Origin of the sequence: Bradyrhizobium genosp. A (assembly GCF_049949275.1) — a bacterium.
Taxonomy (GTDB): Bacteria; Pseudomonadota; Alphaproteobacteria; order Rhizobiales; family Xanthobacteraceae; genus Bradyrhizobium.
The window spans coordinates 7,158,239-7,174,229 of record NZ_CP188196.1 but is presented as its reverse complement, the minus strand read 5'-3'; the positions used below and the strand labels follow the sequence as shown (position 1 = coordinate 7,174,229).

Annotated in this window: 11 protein-coding genes and 2 pseudogenes; 6 read left to right on the top strand and 7 right to left on the bottom strand. The window is 56.3% G+C overall.

All coding sequences use genetic code 11. The annotated features are described in order from the left end of the window. Positions 1-38: 38 nt before the first annotated feature. Positions 39-1,577, bottom strand: a complete 1,539-nt coding sequence (locus ACP2YP_RS33570) for a hypothetical protein (RefSeq protein WP_426420488.1) — start codon at positions 1,575-1,577, stop codon at positions 39-41. 1,311 nt (positions 1,578-2,888) lie between these two features. Here ACP2YP_RS33570 and ACP2YP_RS33565 point away from each other — a divergent pair. From ACP2YP_RS33565 to ACP2YP_RS33555, 3 genes and pseudogenes are all read left to right on the top strand, one after another. Beyond that, a complete protein-coding gene (locus ACP2YP_RS33565; RefSeq protein ID WP_426420486.1) occupies positions 2,889-3,245 on the top strand; it encodes a hypothetical protein in 357 nt (118 codons plus the stop codon). 95 nt (positions 3,246-3,340) lie between these two features. Beyond that, positions 3,341-4,165, top strand: a complete 825-nt coding sequence (locus ACP2YP_RS33560; protein WP_426420484.1) for a class I SAM-dependent methyltransferase — start codon at positions 3,341-3,343, stop codon at positions 4,163-4,165. A gap of 88 nt (positions 4,166-4,253) precedes the next feature. Then, positions 4,254-5,257, top strand: a pseudogene (locus ACP2YP_RS33555) (IS630 family transposase). 347 nt (positions 5,258-5,604) lie between these two features. Here ACP2YP_RS33555 and ACP2YP_RS33550 read toward each other — a convergent pair. The 4 genes from ACP2YP_RS33550 to aepX all read right to left on the bottom strand — a co-directional run bounded on the left by ACP2YP_RS33550 (position 5,605) and on the right by aepX (position 9,976). Further along, on the bottom strand, positions 5,605-6,234 hold the full coding sequence (locus ACP2YP_RS33550) for a CDP-alcohol phosphatidyltransferase family protein (RefSeq protein ID WP_426420482.1): 630 nt from the start codon (positions 6,232-6,234) through the stop codon (positions 5,605-5,607). A 24-nt stretch (positions 6,235-6,258) separates the two neighbouring features. Continuing rightward, positions 6,259-7,044 (bottom strand): phosphocholine cytidylyltransferase family protein, encoded by a 786-nt coding sequence (locus ACP2YP_RS33545; protein ID WP_426420480.1) that lies wholly within the window; start codon positions 7,042-7,044, stop codon positions 6,259-6,261. A gap of 766 nt (positions 7,045-7,810) precedes the next feature. After that, positions 7,811-9,001, bottom strand: a complete 1,191-nt coding sequence (locus tag ACP2YP_RS33540) for a pyridoxal phosphate-dependent aminotransferase (RefSeq protein WP_426420478.1) — start codon at positions 8,999-9,001, stop codon at positions 7,811-7,813. 162 nt (positions 9,002-9,163) lie between these two features. After that, a complete protein-coding gene (aepX, locus tag ACP2YP_RS33535; protein ID WP_426426353.1) occupies positions 9,164-9,976 on the bottom strand; it encodes a phosphoenolpyruvate mutase in 813 nt (270 codons plus the stop codon). Positions 9,977-11,099: 1,123 nt separating this feature from the next. Here aepX and ACP2YP_RS33530 point away from each other — a divergent pair. Then, the gene (locus tag ACP2YP_RS33530) at positions 11,100-12,182 is read left to right on the top strand and encodes a cytochrome-c peroxidase (RefSeq protein ID WP_426420476.1); all 1,083 of its coding nucleotides are present in this window, start codon (positions 11,100-11,102) and stop codon (positions 12,180-12,182) included. 377 nt (positions 12,183-12,559) lie between these two features. After that, positions 12,560-13,066: an avidin/streptavidin family protein gene (locus ACP2YP_RS33525; protein ID WP_426420474.1), complete on the top strand. Its 507-nt coding sequence runs from the start codon at positions 12,560-12,562 to the stop codon at positions 13,064-13,066. Positions 13,067-13,304: 238 nt separating this feature from the next. On the opposite strand, the gene ACP2YP_RS33520 is transcribed toward ACP2YP_RS33525, so the two are convergent. Then, positions 13,305-14,546, bottom strand: coding sequence for a cytochrome P450 (locus ACP2YP_RS33520; protein WP_426420472.1), 1,242 nt, complete (start codon positions 14,544-14,546; stop codon positions 13,305-13,307). A gap of 454 nt (positions 14,547-15,000) precedes the next feature. Between ACP2YP_RS33520 and ACP2YP_RS33515 the strand changes: the two are divergent. After that, positions 15,001-15,213: pseudogene (locus ACP2YP_RS33515) on the top strand (IS110 family transposase); the annotation flags it as partial. 145 nt (positions 15,214-15,358) lie between these two features. Here the strand turns inward: ACP2YP_RS33515 and ACP2YP_RS33510 are convergent. Next, complete coding sequence (locus tag ACP2YP_RS33510) at positions 15,359-15,829, bottom strand: HAD family hydrolase (protein WP_426420470.1); 471 nt, start codon at positions 15,827-15,829, stop codon at positions 15,359-15,361. Positions 15,830-15,991 lie beyond the last annotated feature (162 nt).

The following is a 15,991-nucleotide window of genomic DNA, read 5'->3' as shown; positions in this document are numbered from 1 at the left end:
GGTCGGTGGCACACTTCGTGATCCTCCTCGATCCATCCTTACTTCACCGAGGGGGTTGCATGCCATTTGGCAACACCAAATTGGCCTTTGAACACCGGCCCGAGATGCTCTTTGGTGCTGCCACCGAGGCGCACTGTTCCACTGATGGAGCCATCCTCTGTTAGTTCGCCATCAAACCCGTAGAACAGTGCGATTGGAACCTGTTCGTGTGCAGCCTCGAAGCGAACATGACGGCCGTGCACCCCACCAGATAACGCTCCGGCGGACGATCCAGTATCATGGACGCCTGAGATGATTTCCTCGCTCTGCTGAACCTCAATATGATGTGTCGCCGAACCGTGAAGGAACTGCATTTCAACACGCCATCTGCCAGAGACGTCGATTTCTGCACGAACGTCCGGTGCAGGTTGAGCGATGAAGTGGGGCTGCCGAAATGCAGCTACCAGCGCACAGCCAACGATCTCGGCCTCATCATCGGAGAGATTCACGGGATCGATTATGATCGAGGTTGGGGTAGACCAAAAGTCGTGGATCAGGATCCGCGGTCGGCGTTGCAACAGCGCAAGCCTTAGGCCTTCCGCATCAAATGGAATAATATCGGTATCCCAGATGACCTTCAGCCGAATAGCTGTCACAGACCCCGCCCATGACAGTACTTTCGTGGTAACGCCTGGCAACAAACCGAGGAGATCCTGGATCCGTTTCAATCGGCGAACCCATTGGTCGCGCTCGTCTTTGGCCGACTGAAAATTGATCCAGCGATCGAGCGCGAATAGGGCGCCAACCATCTCTTCCTTGCCAACCTTCATTGCCCGGCCGAATGCCTGGTGAGGTGCTCCATTCCACCAAATCGCCTTGCAAAGCCGCTCCCTACCAAGCACGATCGCGGTGGATTGTGGTCCTCGAATATACTTGCCGCCTGCGTAAACCACTAAGTCAGCCCCGTTCTTGATCCACCGGTCCGGCTTCGCCGGCGAAAGGCCAGCCGCATCGACGAGTATAGGCACGGCGTGCGCACGCGCGAGGGGGAGCAGCGAGCTCAGTGGCAATATCGACTCAGCGTCCGTGCGACCAAGCAAGCAAACCATTGCGACGCTTCCGTCCAATGCTTGCGCAAAATCCTCTGTACTGGAAATGCTGACGATTTCACCGCCCGCGACGCGAATCGCCTGTTCGTAAGCAAAACGTTCATCGGACGGAATGAGAACCTTGTTCCGTAGACCTGATGTATCCGGTAGCCGCAGCATCAGCTCCGGATTGTTGCCGGCGATGCACGCCGCAGTGGCCAACGCTAGCGTTGCCGCAGTGCCGGCGGTAATGACACCCCATTCCGTGCCCGTAAGTTCAGCAATCCTTTGACCTGCGGCTTCGGCCAACTCGTCCATATCGACGAACGCTTCGGCGGAAGCGTTCATTGCCGCTATAACTTCGTTGCTTGGATTGCTTGCTCCATAAAGCGTCCGGACGCCGGCGCATTGAATGAGCGGCTCGATGCCGATTTCTCGATAGATCCAGCCGCGGGTGTAGTTTCGCTCGGATAGACGGCCCGCTTGGAGGGGTTCACAGCGAACATTCATGCAAGCTTCCCTTTGCAAGTACGAACCTTGCTTCAACGTAAAATGAAGTCAGGATTGGGCACGTGACACAAACCGTTTTCGCACTCAAACTAGCAAGTACGACCAGGGCGAGCACGAACTGAACCGAGATGATCGCCTCGAGAATGCCGGAAAACGTGACGCCACCGATAGCGCATAATTGCTAGGCCCTCTGATGAACGGCTACGCAAGGAGCCAGATTCCGACGGCGATAGCCGCGAGACGCTCGCCAGAATTAGAATGGTTGCTGCGGCAACAAGAGCTGTGGCGTTGCACTCAGGCCCGGCTGACGATGCTTGAAGGTGCTTTCAGCAATCAGCGACTTAGCTGCGCTGGGTATCTCATACGAACTCAGATCATCACAACTCGCAGTCGCTAACCCTTTTCCGCCATTCGCCCCGATAGGCGAGCGGCCTCTCTGTGTAAGCCTTTTTAGTTAGACGAACTTCGTTGACATCGTGGCAGCCGAGAGAGCAGGCAATTGACCGTCCGCACGCAAAGAGCGCCCTGGAACCTTCGCGCTTGCTACCCGGACACGCATTGTGCGCTTTCATGAGAAAGGAGAGCGCGTACTTTGCGCGGAACTGAGCGCGTCTGATGCTACTAAACGAAGTGTCGCGCTGATCTTGGGTGGTTGCAAAAACTGGTTGTGGTTTATGTTGCATGCCGAGTTCCTTCGAGAGATCCCCCTCAGGGTGTGTTTGCTCGTCAATCGATAGAAGACATCCTTATGTCAATTGGATCAATTACGAGTCTTGGTAGTTGACCTGCGCGCGAAGAGTCGAGGCGAGCCTAACAATTGAAAGCCGCCGATGATTGGCAATAGATACAAAATTGCAGCCTCTAAAAAGGGGCGGATCGACTCAGCGCGTTGTTATGGCTTGACATCGATTCCGAAACGTCGACTCGGTCACGGTGCTGGGACGAATCTCTCGGCGCAGAACCTGATTAGCGTTTCGATGCCTCGTGAAAGGCGCTGTCGCTCAGCCGGAATGCAACTGTCATGGCTGCGGAAGGCAAGCCAATTCGTGATGTTCTACGGCGAGTATTTATGGTCACTGTGCTGCAGAGCCAGCGAACGCGATACGCCGCCACGGCTACGTTAGTGCCAAGCTTCACAGCGCCTCTAACGGGACACGCCATAAGGTGTTTCTTGACGCCTTAGTGCCCGATGCAGAAATTCGCACCGTAATCAACTACCAGTACCAGTAATTGATCGAGATGACGGCTAAATGTCATCTGTCTGCTTGCGACGATCGGGCTGGTCAAACGTCAGCCTGCAAGGCATTCATCATGCTGCATAAACCACAATCATCTTTCGCCAAAGGTCTTCAAAAAGGTTGCGCGAACCCCTCTGCGCCGACCGCGAACTCTCCTCCCCTCAGAAAAACGCACGATGGTCTCGCGAGCGAGATAGGTCTCTACCGCGGTGCCAAGGAAGCTGCTTGGCTTATCGATGTCGTACGATACACGACGCGGACCGAGGCTCTTGCAGCAGGTGTGCTTGGCCATTTAGGCATTCAGTTTGCGGCCGAGCCGCAATTGACCGAAGCCATACGGGGATCGGGTATCCTGCTGCGTCCCCTCATGGGCAGAACCAGCTTGGTTGTGGCGAAAATCTGGCCATTATCACGGCAAAACAGGGTGTAATGACTTGGAGTGTATCACCTGCGCATTCTGATTGAGTTGAGTGAGCTCGACGAAGCGCGCGAAAATGGTGCCAAACACTGGAAGCGGAGAGAGCAATGACAAGAAAGCTGTTGCGATCGTGCAACTGGGAATTGTTCAATGAGTTAGCAAATGAGTTTCAAATACGGCCAGGCTACGCGATCCAAGCACTTCAGTACTTGGATACTGAGCTCTCCGACGCCGGTGGGACAGCACGTGTGGCCGATATCGGTGCCGGCACGGGCATATTCACTAGACAGCTTGCCGACTATCTATCAAATGCCGGGGTTATTGTGGGGATTGAACCGAGCGACGCAATGAGAACAATTGCAGCGAAGCAGCCCAGCACGATGCCTATCGAATACATCGCCGGCTCGGCCGAACGGTTGCCGCTGCCCGATGCGCCTTACGACGCTATAACAGCTGCTAATGCCGTGCATCGATTCGATCGGCCGATATTCTTCAATTCAATTCCGGGTATACTTCGTCCAGGTGGGCTCATCGCCTTCCTCGACAACCTGCCGCACGATAATCTATCGAAGTTGCATGATGACTATCTGACGCTTCAGGAGAAGTACGCGCCAGCTTTCCGTCGTGGAATGAATACTGACGGTGGAACCGGCGGCTACGCTTTCCTTGATCTCGTGAAAGAGCTGCGCGAACATGGCGGATTCGGAGATATCAAAACGCTGAAATGGAATAATGATCACTACGTTGATGAAACGACGTTCGTGACTCTTTCTCACGCGTCGACAATAAACCTCCGCATTGTCGAAGATATCGGTAAAGCGGAGTTCGACGCAAAAATTAGAAAGATCTACCGCGATGCAGCCAATAGCGGCTCCAAGACTGAGCTGACCTTCATAACTAAGTTAGTCGTCGCAAGGCTACCTCCCGGTTGAAACTAGTGGTCCCTGTCTAACATAAGAGTCCCCTGTAGGGATTCCCGTTGGCGGGCGGGCGTGCGAGCCTCGGGCATGCGCACTTGGGATTTCGATCAAGCTCACACGACCAGATCGCGGTCGGCTCGAGGCGATCACCAAGGACCGCAACTCCTCGCAGAAGCACGCTTGGCGAGCGGCCATCGTGCTCCTGAGCGCCGACGACGTCGGCACCAACGAGATCATGCGCCGGACCGGCACCTCCAAGACCTGCGTCTGGCGCTGGCAACAACGCGTCATGGAAGAAGGTGTCGACGGCCTCTTGCGGGATAAGACGCGGCCCTCGCGGATTCCTGGGCTCGGCCCGGAGGTGGCCGAACGTGTGGTCGCGCTCACGTTGGCGGCTCCGCCGACCGAGACGACCCATTGGACAGCCGACTTGATGGCGATGACGAGCGGCATCAGCGCCAGTGCGGTTCGCCGTATCTGGAAGGCGCACGGGCTCCAGCCTCATCGGTGCCGACTGTTCAAGCTCTCGAACGATCCGGACTTCGTCGCCAAGCTGCGCGACGTTGTCGGGCTCTATGTCGACCCGCCGGCCCACGCTATCGTGCTGTCGGTCGACGAGAAGAGCCAGATTCAGGCCCTCGATCGCACCCAGCCGGGCCTGCCACTGAAGAAGGGCCGGCTGGGAACCATGACACACGACTACAAACGGCACGGCACAACGACGTTGTTCGCCGCACTCAACGTCCTCGACGGCACTGTCATCGGCCGCAACATGCAGCGCCATCGTCATCAGGAACTCATTCGATTTCTGAACACCATCGAGGCGGAGGTTCCGGTCGGTAAGATCATCCACGTCATTCTCGACAACTATGCCGCCCACAAGCGTCCCAACGTCCGGCATGGCTCGATCGCCACCCGCGTTTCGTCTTCCACTTCACGCCAACCTCGTGCTCCTGGCTCAACGCCGTCGAGGGATTCTTCGCCAAGCTCAGCCGACGTCGATTGAAGCGCGGTGTCTTCCATTCCCTTGTCGATCTACAGGCCGCCATCAATCGCTCCCGCGATTTACGAACAGATGGCCAGTCATCATTACCACTGCAATAAGTAATGGAGAGTAGAGATGCGCGCTCTCGGCTGATGAGCCCTGGGGGAGGACGACGAAGCGAGTAAGTGTGCATACGAGATCCGTTGCTGCGCAGGCTTCATACGATGCGCCAAAATGTCCGGATCGACCGACGGATCAAGAACGATCCGTCAGTCAAAGCAGCGATAGCATCTATTGGGGGTGCTATGTGCTTTTCATTGTCGCGAACGGCCGTACGGGAACGAGGCCGCAAATTCGTACCAATGATGGAAAGTAGTCTTCTGGATAGATTACCGCGTGCTGCGCGTAGCAGGGACCGCACCACAAAACAGTTCGGTCGCTACGATTATACTTGGCTCCGTTGATCTCATCTGAATCCGCCTACAGGCGTCTGAAAGGAGCGACCGGCCAATGCCGCCGCCGACGCGACGGCAAAGATGATGACTGCCGCATACATTGTCATGTTCGGTGATGGCACGCGAATCGATGCGACGTGGGCAACGGCGAGCAGCGAGAAGCAGATGTTAACGACGCCCGCAAACCATTCAGCGGGGATGAGAGGTTGGAGAAGAAACAATAGGGCCAGAAGCGGCACATCGTATGACAAGGGCAGACCTAAGAAGCGCCCATCGGACGACTTGCCGAAGTTGGCAAAGTAGCTAAGCCTAATGGCTCCCGCCACAAGTAGGGCAGTTGCGGTCGCCAAGGCGAGCAGGGAGGCGTGACTGATCTGGATCACAATTGCTGCGGGCAAAACGGCCCCGTAGATCATGTCGCCGAATCCGTCGAGGCTCTTTCCCATTTTCGCAGCATCTGGATCCCGATTCTTCGTGTTAGCTGCCACAAGCCCGTCAAGATGATCTGACAGGACAGCCCAAAGAGCCATCGCTACGGCAAGCTCAAGGTGCTCGGAGAGAGCGAAGAATAGGCTGACGGATGAGCACAGAAGGCCTACGGTAGTTATTGCGTTCGCTGGATCCCAAAGGTATTTTATCATTGAACCCTCCACTTGGTCTGCAGCCTATACGGCATGACGATCGGTGTTCAGTTTTGCAAAAATGCGCTCCGCCATGCGCAGATCTTCGGTGCTGTCGATTTCATACCACCTGGCGTCGTCACATCGCACAGCTGCCAGCTTGAGGCCCCGCCTTTCCACCAGAAACGCAAGGAGCTCCTCCGTGTACGCCTGAGTAGCTCCAGATCCGATAACATCGTCCAGCGCCGGAACGATCGTCGCCCTGAGAGTCGGCGCCGCGAAACGTAGCAGATTCATAGTCTTGAAGAGCCGTGGGCCATTCGTGACAAGATCTGCTGCGGTTTGCTTCATTCGAAAAGCTGAGATGAATCCGTTGTCAGAAAGCAGAACTGCCGATCCTTCCATCAATTCGTGGAACGGGGCGACTGCGGCTGCATCGGTCGATTGGCAGCCCATAAGATGCCGTAGTGCATCCTCTTCGAAGAAAACGTCCCCCTCCAGAACAAAGCAGTCTCCGGAAAGAAGTGTCTCGCGCGCGAGCCACAGCGAATAGGCGCTACCGGTACGGTTGAACACGGATGACTCGAAGTAGCTTATTTCGAGTCCGCCGAAGCGACTACCACAAACGTATTGGATGGCATCCTTGCGATATCCGACGACGATGGTCACCTGTTCGACGCCGACCGCTTCGAGGTTCCGCAGAGCATTGTGGAGAATCGACGTGCCATTAACCTCAACAAGTGGCTTGGGCCGCAGCTCCGTCAGCGGTCGTAAGCGCGAGCCGCAGCCGGCAGCAAGAATGACGGCGCTTTTGGGGATATTTGTGGTCATTTCATTCGCCTTGATCTGTGGCGCGAGTCGGTTCGTCCCTGCTAGTCAAAGAGCTAACCCGCAGCGGCAGATCGACCTCGAGCGTTTCGGGTGGAAGTTCCTGGAAGAGGCGATTGCCCGTGGCGGGCGCCGAATGAAGCCTCGCATACGGCCGGGATGCCAGGCGGTGAGCGGCGCGTTCGCGGTGCTGGCGGCTCTCGTCAAGGTGTTGCTGATTGTCGATGGTGGCAGACTGGAACGATGGACATCAATGCAATGGCCGCATGTGCGTATCCGTGTTAGCGAGGGAAAATGGCCGACCTTGATGTGTCTGACCTCCGTCAGCGCTGAACGCATCTTGCTCTCATGGTCACGGCCTTTCTGCTGCAGATTAGTGGATGGATATATGCTGGCTGCATGATCACGAGCATGCATTGATTGGCGCCGCCGCAGCGCAATTGACGATGCTAGTGAGGGCCGGTCTCTTGCTGCAGAAATCGGTTTGGCTACGAGGCGTTCTGTCGTGCTGTCGATCTCGGACTCTGATATCATTGCAGCGAGCCCTTAATCTTCAGCCCATCGTCCCCGATCAAGCAGACAAGAACTTGTCCCGCGTAGTGATTGCTCCCGCCGAGAGCGAAATGGTCGTAGTGCGCAAAATGACATACTCCGTCAACGAGTGTATGCGGAGGCAGAATCGGTGGTCTCATGGAGCCGGTCCCGCTGTAAAATGCGTCGCGGCTATGGAAACTCACGTCAAATTGCACGCATGTTTTGGAGCCAAGCATCAGCCGTACGCGTTCAGGGTTGCCGTCAGGCGTCGCAAGCCTTTGTCTAGTGATTCAAGATCGATGCCGTAGGAGACGCGGAGTCCAGCGGAATCGCCGAAAGCTGTGCCCGAAACTGTTGCGACGCCAGCCTCGACCAGCAATGTGTTGGCGACGTCATCTGCGTCGAGTTTGCGACCATCCGCTTTGGCTCGCCGCTGCAATTTGCTAAGATCGAGATAGAAGTAAAACCCACCTTGGGCGCTAGGCTGAGACACCGATCTCAGTTCTGAGAGGATTTGAAGTCCGAGCGTTCGCGCATTAGAAATCTGGCTCCGCAATTTCTGTTCGAACCCAGGATCGCCACGCTCGAGGTAATTGAGCAACCCATGCTGTGCAATTACGTTGGGGTTTGAAGTTGTGTGGCTCTGTAGCGCCTTGACCGCGCTGATGATCGCCTCCGGGCCAGCGAGATAGCCAATGCGCCAGCCGGTAACGGCCAACGATTTGGAAAAGGAATTAACGATTAAAGTGCGTTCGCGTGCGTCGGGCGCTGACGACACCATGGGATGATGCCTATGTGGTGCATGGGCGAAGGTCCCGTAGCATTCGTCGAAAATGATCCACAGATCCCGATCCATGGCGAGTCGGGCAACACCGGCAAGAGTGTCGCGGTTGTAGATCGCGCCCGTGGGATTATTCGGCGTGTTGACCACGATTGCCTTAGTCTTTGGTGTAATCGCTGCCGCCAAATCAGCAAGCATCGGTACAAAGCTGCTATGGCGGGTTTCAACAAAGACTGGGATGCCGCCAGCAACGAGGATCTGCGCGGGGAACGTAGTCCAGTAGGGGGAGGGGATCAGTACTTCGTCCCCGGGATTCAGAAGCACCATGGCCGCGTTGAAGAGCGCCTGTTTGGCACCGTTCGTCACCGCGATTTCGTCAGCCGACCAAGGTTGTGCGGTCTCGGCGGATAGCTTGCAAGAAAGCGCTTTGCGCAGTTCCACCAAACCGATCGTGTCGGTGTAGCGATTGAGATTGCGATTGATCGCGGCGATCGCACCATCGCGTACTGACGGAGCGAGATCGGTCCATATTTCTCCGGCGGTCAAGTCGATGATTTCCTTGCCGTTCGCCGAAGCTGCCTTAGCAGCCGTCTTCGCCGCGGCTGTGCCCGACAGTTTGAATAAGCGTGTTCGTTGCGCCAACATGAGCGCGTCTCCTTTCCAAGTGGTCCCTTATAAGGGGCGCCACTTGCGTGAAGTCTGCCGAAGATCCTGGTGGGGCCTCGCAGAGAGAACCGATCCTGCACACAGCGTTCTGTCCTAGAACGCGCCCTGTGTTGCACGGAGCAGAAGCGTCTGTTGTGAAATTCAGCGGGGGTGTAAATATCGCGATTCCGCACGTGCAAGCTCGTCGTACCTCAACAATTCGAAGACATCGTCGAGCGTCGCGACGTCTGGCTCAATCCCGGCAGCGCTTTCCTCGGCAAGAATGCGGCCGCAGACACGCCGCATTGCCGCTATTGCAGCTCGCATGGAGTGGTTGGCCCAGATCACTGTGGAAATGCCGGCATCGCGGTATGCAGAGGCAGGTGTTCGATAGTATTTCGTCGGAACGATCACGAGAGGCAGGCGGTGTTGCCAGGCGCTCGCGAAAGAGAGGATCTCCTCGGCGGTGCTCTTGCGCGAGTGAATGAGGATCGCGTCGGCTCCCGCCGCGGCGTAAGCGCTAGCGCGCATGATCGCTTCGTCCATTTCATAGCCGGCTATCAGCGCCTCGATCCGCGCCACTAGGACCAAGTCGTCAGCGACTGTATCTTTCACTGCTCGCAGTCTGCCGGAAAACTCATCGATATCGGCCAAAGGATGCCGATCGCCGACAAACGAGTTAATCTTCGGAAAGCAGCTGTCCTCCAACGCGATCCCGGCAGCGCCACGTTGACGAAGTTTGCGTGCCAGGAGGCGAGCATTGTTGAAATTCCCGAAACCGCCATCGCCGTCAACGAGGACAGGCAGTTCGGTCGAGTCCACTATACGCTCGACTACATCGACGAGTTGACTCCAGGACGCTTCGTTGGCATCGCGGTAGCCGAGGGAGCTGGCAATGGATAAGCCTGACGCCCAGAGCCCTTTGAAGCCTGCCCGACTGGCAATCGCGCCGGACAGCGCATCATGAGCTTCCATCAAGAAGGAGAGGTCGCTCTTGGAACAGATCTCAGCGCGGAGCTCTTGTGAAAGTGAGGGGCTTCGCTCAGGGCGGTTGGCGATAGCGGATCTTGGTTGATATTGCATGACGGCTCCTTGCAGGTGCGTTGACCTGTCGGGCGTACAGTGCGTCCTTAGTCCAGCTCTCGATGACTAAGTCGTTTAGGCAATCCCGCAGCTCAATCGACAGGTGACATGCGTCTGTCATTGTGATCAATAACCAGCGTTGGTAGTTGACCGGCGCGAGATGTGTTCTATGTCCCTATAAATTGGCGCACGAGCTACGGCTAACTCCCAGAAATCGTAGGATATTGATCGTTAACGCTGCGGTCGCTCATTTTATTGCGCGCCGCGCTCTCGCACAGGTGTAGCGAGAAAACACATCCCCAGCCGCGTTCGTTCGATATCCCACCAATGTCTTAGCTGCTGCAAACGGCGGCGTCCCATTTCCGACGTAGGTTGCAATGGTTTCGATTGCGTGACCGGTAGCGATTGACCGCCGACTTCTAAAGCGTGTGTTCTTCCGCGCTGATATCGCGGCGCAGCAACTGGTATGAGAATTGCTGTTCTCATCGTCCGCGCAGATCTGTGTGCACTCATAACCTACAGCCCGTAGACCAGAAGGAAGCGGACCATTATCAGCTTTATCGCAGCCGGAATTCCAACGAAGTGCAATCCGTCTAAAATGCGCCGACTGATCGCCACGATCACATCGAATGCCGCAATGATCCTCGACGTCGCGCATATTGATAGTGGAAGCCACATATCCGGAGGCTCGTATCGCTTGACGCGCTTTCGCGCGTGGTGGTGTGCTTTCGCGACACCGGATTAAGCCAAGTGCAGGATAAGATGCGGTTGGGGGAGTCGGGGAAACGCCGCGCGGGTCGACTGCATCTGGCGCCAGAGAACAGTGTGGAAAGATAGGTCGATTCTCAAAGGGACGATGCATGAACAAGGACAGATGCGCTTTGCTCCATTGTGACTACTCACTGGGGCATGAAGCATGAATATCGAGTGAGGTTGCAGCGTGCTAGCGCGAGGGCGCGCCGAATGCGGCGTCATGTCGTCCAATTCCGCAGAGCATCAATGAGAACTGGTACCGATGATACTTATTGGAAAGAAGTCCGCGATCCTGGAAGTCCACCTTGTACGCAAGTTGTGTGCTGCGGCCATTGCGATACTGGTCTCGTCACAAGCTGGCGCAGAAGACGATTTGATGAAGGCTGCTAGGCGGACGTTCAAGCCGATTCCCTCAGTCGTACCTGCGGTGAAGGACAACCCGGTCACCCACGAGAAGGTCGAACTCGGTAAGATGCTGTTCTTCGATCCGCGAATCTCGGCTAGCGGGATCATTAGCTGCAATACTTGTCACAATCTAGGTACCGGCGGAGCGGATGCGGGGCCGACGTCGATCGGTCACGGCTGGCAACTCGGGCCACGTCGGGCTCCCACCGTTTATAACGCAGTCTTCAATGTGGCGCAGTTCTGGGATGGGCGGGCGCCGGATCTCAAGGCGCAAGCAAAGGGCCCCGTGCAGGCGAGTGTTGAAATGAACGCGACTCCAGAGCATGTGATCAACACGCTGAACTCGATGAGCGACTATGTGGTCATGTTCAAAAAGGCATTTCCAATCGAGGCATCGCCAGTCACCTTTGACAACTTCGCGAAGTCGATCGAGGCCTTTGAAGCGATTCTCATTACGCCCGCGGCCCCTTTCGATCAGTACCTTGAAGGCGATCCAAATGCTCTCAACGTTCAGCAGAAAGCAGGATTGAAGCTATTCATGGAAACAGGATGCTCCTCCTGTCACAATGGAATCAACGTTGGTGGACAGGATTATTTTCCATTTGGCGCCGTCGAAAGACCAAGCACAAGCTTGCTTCCGACCGCCGACAAAGGCCGATCCGCCGTCACAAAGGTGGCCAGCGACGAATACGTTTTTCGTGCAGCACCGTTGCGCAACGTCGCGTTGCGACCGCCATACTTCCATTCGGGTCAGGTTTGGAGCCTTAAGCAAGCTGTCGGCGTGATGGCCGAAGTTCAGCTTGGCGCCAAGCTTAGCGATAAGGAACAGAACGATATTGTCGCGTTTCTGAATTCGCTGACCGGGCAGCTGCCCAAGATTGAGTATCCGATACTGCCCGCCCGGACCGAGACGACGCCACTGCCGTCTACAGGAAGATAATATGTTCCATTACTATAGTGGCCGTTTTGTTTGATGAAAGCATGGCGCAGGGAGCCGGGCGTTCGCCAGCCGCCAGGTGCCTTACTCGAAGCCGAACTCATGACCGCACAGTCATCTCTTGTTTAACCAGGAAAGATCTCGCGGCCCAGGCCGTTCCCATATATGGGTTAGACCGATGCGTCGGCGCCGATTCACATTGTGGAGGAAGTTGTCCTTCGCCGTGCTGAATGAAAAGCACGATTGGCCCAAACCTAAACGGCATATCGAATAAAGCAACTCTTAAGCGCGGCATAATAGAATGCACGTTTGGATTGCAAATATTGAAAGAGGGGTTTATACGCAAAGCGCGATCTTTCTGAAGCGACATGGAGTCGGCGATGCATCAAGAAAACTGGAACCTCACAAGATGGATGGCTTTGGCTGGCCTTGGGCTGCTATTGGCGGCACCCGCACGGGCGCAGCCCATCTGGACCTGGAACAACCAATACGGCTCGGTTCTGGCGGTCAACGGCTACGACCAGAGCACGGGCGCCATTTCCGGCACCTATACGAATAACGCAACGAATAGCTGCGACGAAGGCGCCCCTCAGCCGATGACAGGCTGGCTGGCCCAAACCAATAGCGGCACAGCGATCAGCTTTACAGTCAACTTCGGGGGCTGCGGCTCAACGACTGTGTGGACGGGACAGCTCAATGCCGCATCGGGTTTTCAAGGGCTTTGGCTCCTCTCGCTCGCCGAGCCCGTGGTATGGAATGGGATCAGCGCCGGCGCTGACACTTTTACGTTCGGCAGCGGCGACAAGTCGAAATTGATATCCGCTGGTAAAGGGGAGGCCAAGGACGGGCCAGGCGAGAAACTCTCCAATACGAAAAACCGCAAATAGCATGATCTTTTCGGGTGACGACGTTGAGCGTCGTCACGCCGACATTGCCTAATGAACTCGCTTTTGCGCCGACGGCGTTGGCGGGAGTGCACTCATCGAATATTCGACAAGTGCCTGGACATCCGCCGGTGCTTTCGAAGATCGCGAGAACCCGTCTCCCAGCGTGGGGCTGCTCGGACCGGCTCACGGTTGCAAACTCCGGCTCATCTCAGAGCGATTGCAAGGAGGAGCCTATTGCCTAAGCTACCATCTGCACTGGGAGGGCGGAATAACCGTGCACGAAGTTAGATGCGACTCGTTCCGGCTCGCCGACCACCTTGATGTCGAGGCGCCTGTCCAGCATCTCCTCCCAAAGGATCTTCAGCTGCAGTTCCGCAAGGTGTCTTCCGACGCAGCGATGGATGCCGAACCCGAACGAGAGATGTTGCCGTGCATTGTTTCGATCAATGATGAAGCTGTCGGCCTGGTTGATGGCCTCATCGTCCCGGTTCCCTGAAATGTACCACATGACGACCTTATCGCCTCGTCTGATGTGCTTGTTACGTATCACGATGTCGACCACGGCGGTGCGGCGCATGTGTGCGATCGGCGTCTGGTAGCGTATGATCTCGGAGACGGCACTCGACACGAGCACAGGAGTCTCGCGTAGCTTCCGGAGCTCGGACGGATTCTGATTCATGAACAATACGCTTCCACTCATCGAATTGCGCGTGGTGTCATTCCCGCCTACGATCAGCAGGATGAGGTTTCCCAGGAACTCGCGTGGCTCCATATTCCGAGTCGCCGGTGAGTGCGCCATCATCGAAATCAAGTCGGCGCGTGGCTCGGCATTTTTGCGCTCGTTCCAAAGTCTTGTGAAATAGTCCAGGCACCCGGACAGGACTGCGCGTCGCTTCTCCCAAGTGTCGATCTCGTGGCCAGTTCGCGGAGTTGTGGCGGCGACGTCCGACCAATAGGTCAACAGCCGCCGATCCTCAAATGGAAAATCAAACAGCGTCGCCAACATTTGCGTCGTCAGCTCGATCGAGACCTTATCGACCCAGTCGAAGGTTTCGTTGCGCGGCAAGCCATCCAGAATGGCCTTGACCCGCCGACGGATCAATCCCTCGAGCTTGGCCAGGTTCTCCGGTGCCACTATCGGGCTGATCGTGTTGCGCTGCTCGCCATGTTTCGGAGGGCTCATCTTAATGAAACTCGGAGTCCAATACTCCTCCGGCAAATCGACGATCGTGACGCCTTGCTCTGACGAGAACACTCCGTGAGTCATGTTGACTGCAACGATGTCGTGGTATTTTGTTATGGACCAATAGGGACCGTACGAGCTATCGCTACAGTAGTGGATCGGATCTTCCTTTCGTAACCGCTCGAAGTAGGGCCAAATGCTGTCATCCTGAAAGCGCTTGACGTCGCTGACATCCAGATCGCTCAGAAGAACATCATATGCGCTCTGGCGCGCGTGACCTGCCAATATTGTATTCATGATCGCCCTCCGGCCTTAACCTGTCATCTTGCTTTCGTTCGTCTGGGCGAATGCCCAGGGTGGCTCTGAGAGCTTCCGACGATTTTTGAATGAACCGACGCATCATTTTCCGCCCGCTGCGGCGCTTTCGGTCGCGAGCGATTGATCAGTTTGAATGTCGAACAATATCGCAAGCCGGAGCGCAGCTCCCCTACCATAATTGGGAGCAGCGTGAGCTTGCGTTCACTGCTATACTCGTTTGTCGCACAACCGCTCAGTGGTTGCAGCGTCATCGCGAGCTAAGTTGAATTCTGGTGACGGCTTGGCCGGTCAGGAGGCGACGGCTGTGGCTTGACTGACCTCGATCCCGTCGCTGAATGTCGAACCGAGAACGAGTTTTGGCAAGTGATTGTGGTCATCGAGACGACGCCGCTTTTCCGTGCGACCGATCGATCTGCTGGCGTTCTTAGCCGGGCTCGCTCCGTACCTGATCGGTATTGAGGCGTACGCGACTGCACACCATTTGGCGCGCGAATTGATCGCGCTCGACCACCAGGTCCGGCTGGTGCCGCCGAGCTACGTCAAGGCCCACCTTAGGCGCGGCAAGAACCATGCGGCCGATGCAGAAGCAATCTGCGAGGCGTTGACGCGACCGAGCATGCGCTTCGTGCCTGCAAAGAGCGAAGAGCACCACCTGCTCCCTCTTCGCAGTGGATGTCCACCATCTACTCCTTGCCGGTTTCCCGGCGCACCAACTGTAGTGCTCAATCTGAGTGCGGCGCAGCGGCATCCGGGTCACAAACGCTTCTTAGAAATGAAATTACCGGTACCGCTTATGCACCTTTGCCAAGGAGCGAAATGATGTCGTCGAGCGTCGTCATGACAGCGACCGATTCGTCTTTTGGCAACGAGGCGTCACGGCAAAACCAGACCGCTCGGCATCCCGCGCCGCGTGCGCCCAAAATATCCGAGCGAAAGCTATCACCTACCATGATGACCCCGTCTGGCGCCTCACGCAAAAGGTCTAGACAGGCTTCAAAAGCGGCTTGGCTGGGCTTGCGATAGCCGCAATCGCCGCAGAACATGACAAGATCGCAGTTGCGGCTGACATTTGTGTGCCGACCTACCTCGGCTCGCCACAACCTGTGGCTCGTTCCCCAAGGCGTATTAGACAAGATCGCCGTCCGGTAGCCCATTCGGCGAACTGTAGCAATGACTGTCTCCGCTTCTGGCAAGAGCTGGCCACTGGCAAAGATTCGTTTGCAGAGGCGCAGCTCGAGTAGCGTTGCATCCGCGTCATCCATGTCGGGTGCCAGTGCGCATCTCAACCGGTCGGCGAAAGAGACCACGACAATCCTCGCGCTCTCTGTTCAGCGCCTGCAACGTTGCGCTAGCGATGGATCTCGGCGCTGTGACAGTAGCCAAATCTGTAAAGCTGGACGAATCGGTGAGGAAATCATGCAAGA

What these genes read in the sequence shown, in the direction of transcription:
- ACP2YP_RS33570 (WP_426420488.1), bottom strand. Translation starts at nt 1,577, where the DNA reads ATGAATGTTCGCTGTGAACCCCTCCAAGCGGGCCGTCTATCCGAGCGA.
- ACP2YP_RS33565 (WP_426420486.1), top strand. Translation starts at nt 2,889, where the DNA reads ATGCTGCATAAACCACAATCATCTTTCGCCAAAGGTCTTCAAAAAGGT.
- ACP2YP_RS33560 (WP_426420484.1), top strand. Translation starts at nt 3,341, where the DNA reads ATGACAAGAAAGCTGTTGCGATCGTGCAACTGGGAATTGTTCAATGAG.
- ACP2YP_RS33550 (WP_426420482.1), bottom strand. Translation starts at nt 6,234, where the DNA reads ATGATAAAATACCTTTGGGATCCAGCGAACGCAATAACTACCGTAGGC.
- ACP2YP_RS33545 (WP_426420480.1), bottom strand. Translation starts at nt 7,044, where the DNA reads ATGACCACAAATATCCCCAAAAGCGCCGTCATTCTTGCTGCCGGCTGC.
- ACP2YP_RS33540 (WP_426420478.1), bottom strand. Translation starts at nt 9,001, where the DNA reads ATGTTGGCGCAACGAACACGCTTATTCAAACTGTCGGGCACAGCCGCG.
- aepX (WP_426426353.1), bottom strand. Translation starts at nt 9,976, where the DNA reads ATGGAAGCTCATGATGCGCTGTCCGGCGCGATTGCCAGTCGGGCAGGC.
- ACP2YP_RS33530 (WP_426420476.1), top strand. Translation starts at nt 11,100, where the DNA reads ATGATACTTATTGGAAAGAAGTCCGCGATCCTGGAAGTCCACCTTGTA.
- ACP2YP_RS33525 (WP_426420474.1), top strand. Translation starts at nt 12,560, where the DNA reads ATGCATCAAGAAAACTGGAACCTCACAAGATGGATGGCTTTGGCTGGC.
- ACP2YP_RS33520 (WP_426420472.1), bottom strand. Translation starts at nt 14,546, where the DNA reads ATGAATACAATATTGGCAGGTCACGCGCGCCAGAGCGCATATGATGTT.
- ACP2YP_RS33510 (WP_426420470.1), bottom strand. Translation starts at nt 15,829, where the DNA reads ATGGATGACGCGGATGCAACGCTACTCGAGCTGCGCCTCTGCAAACGA.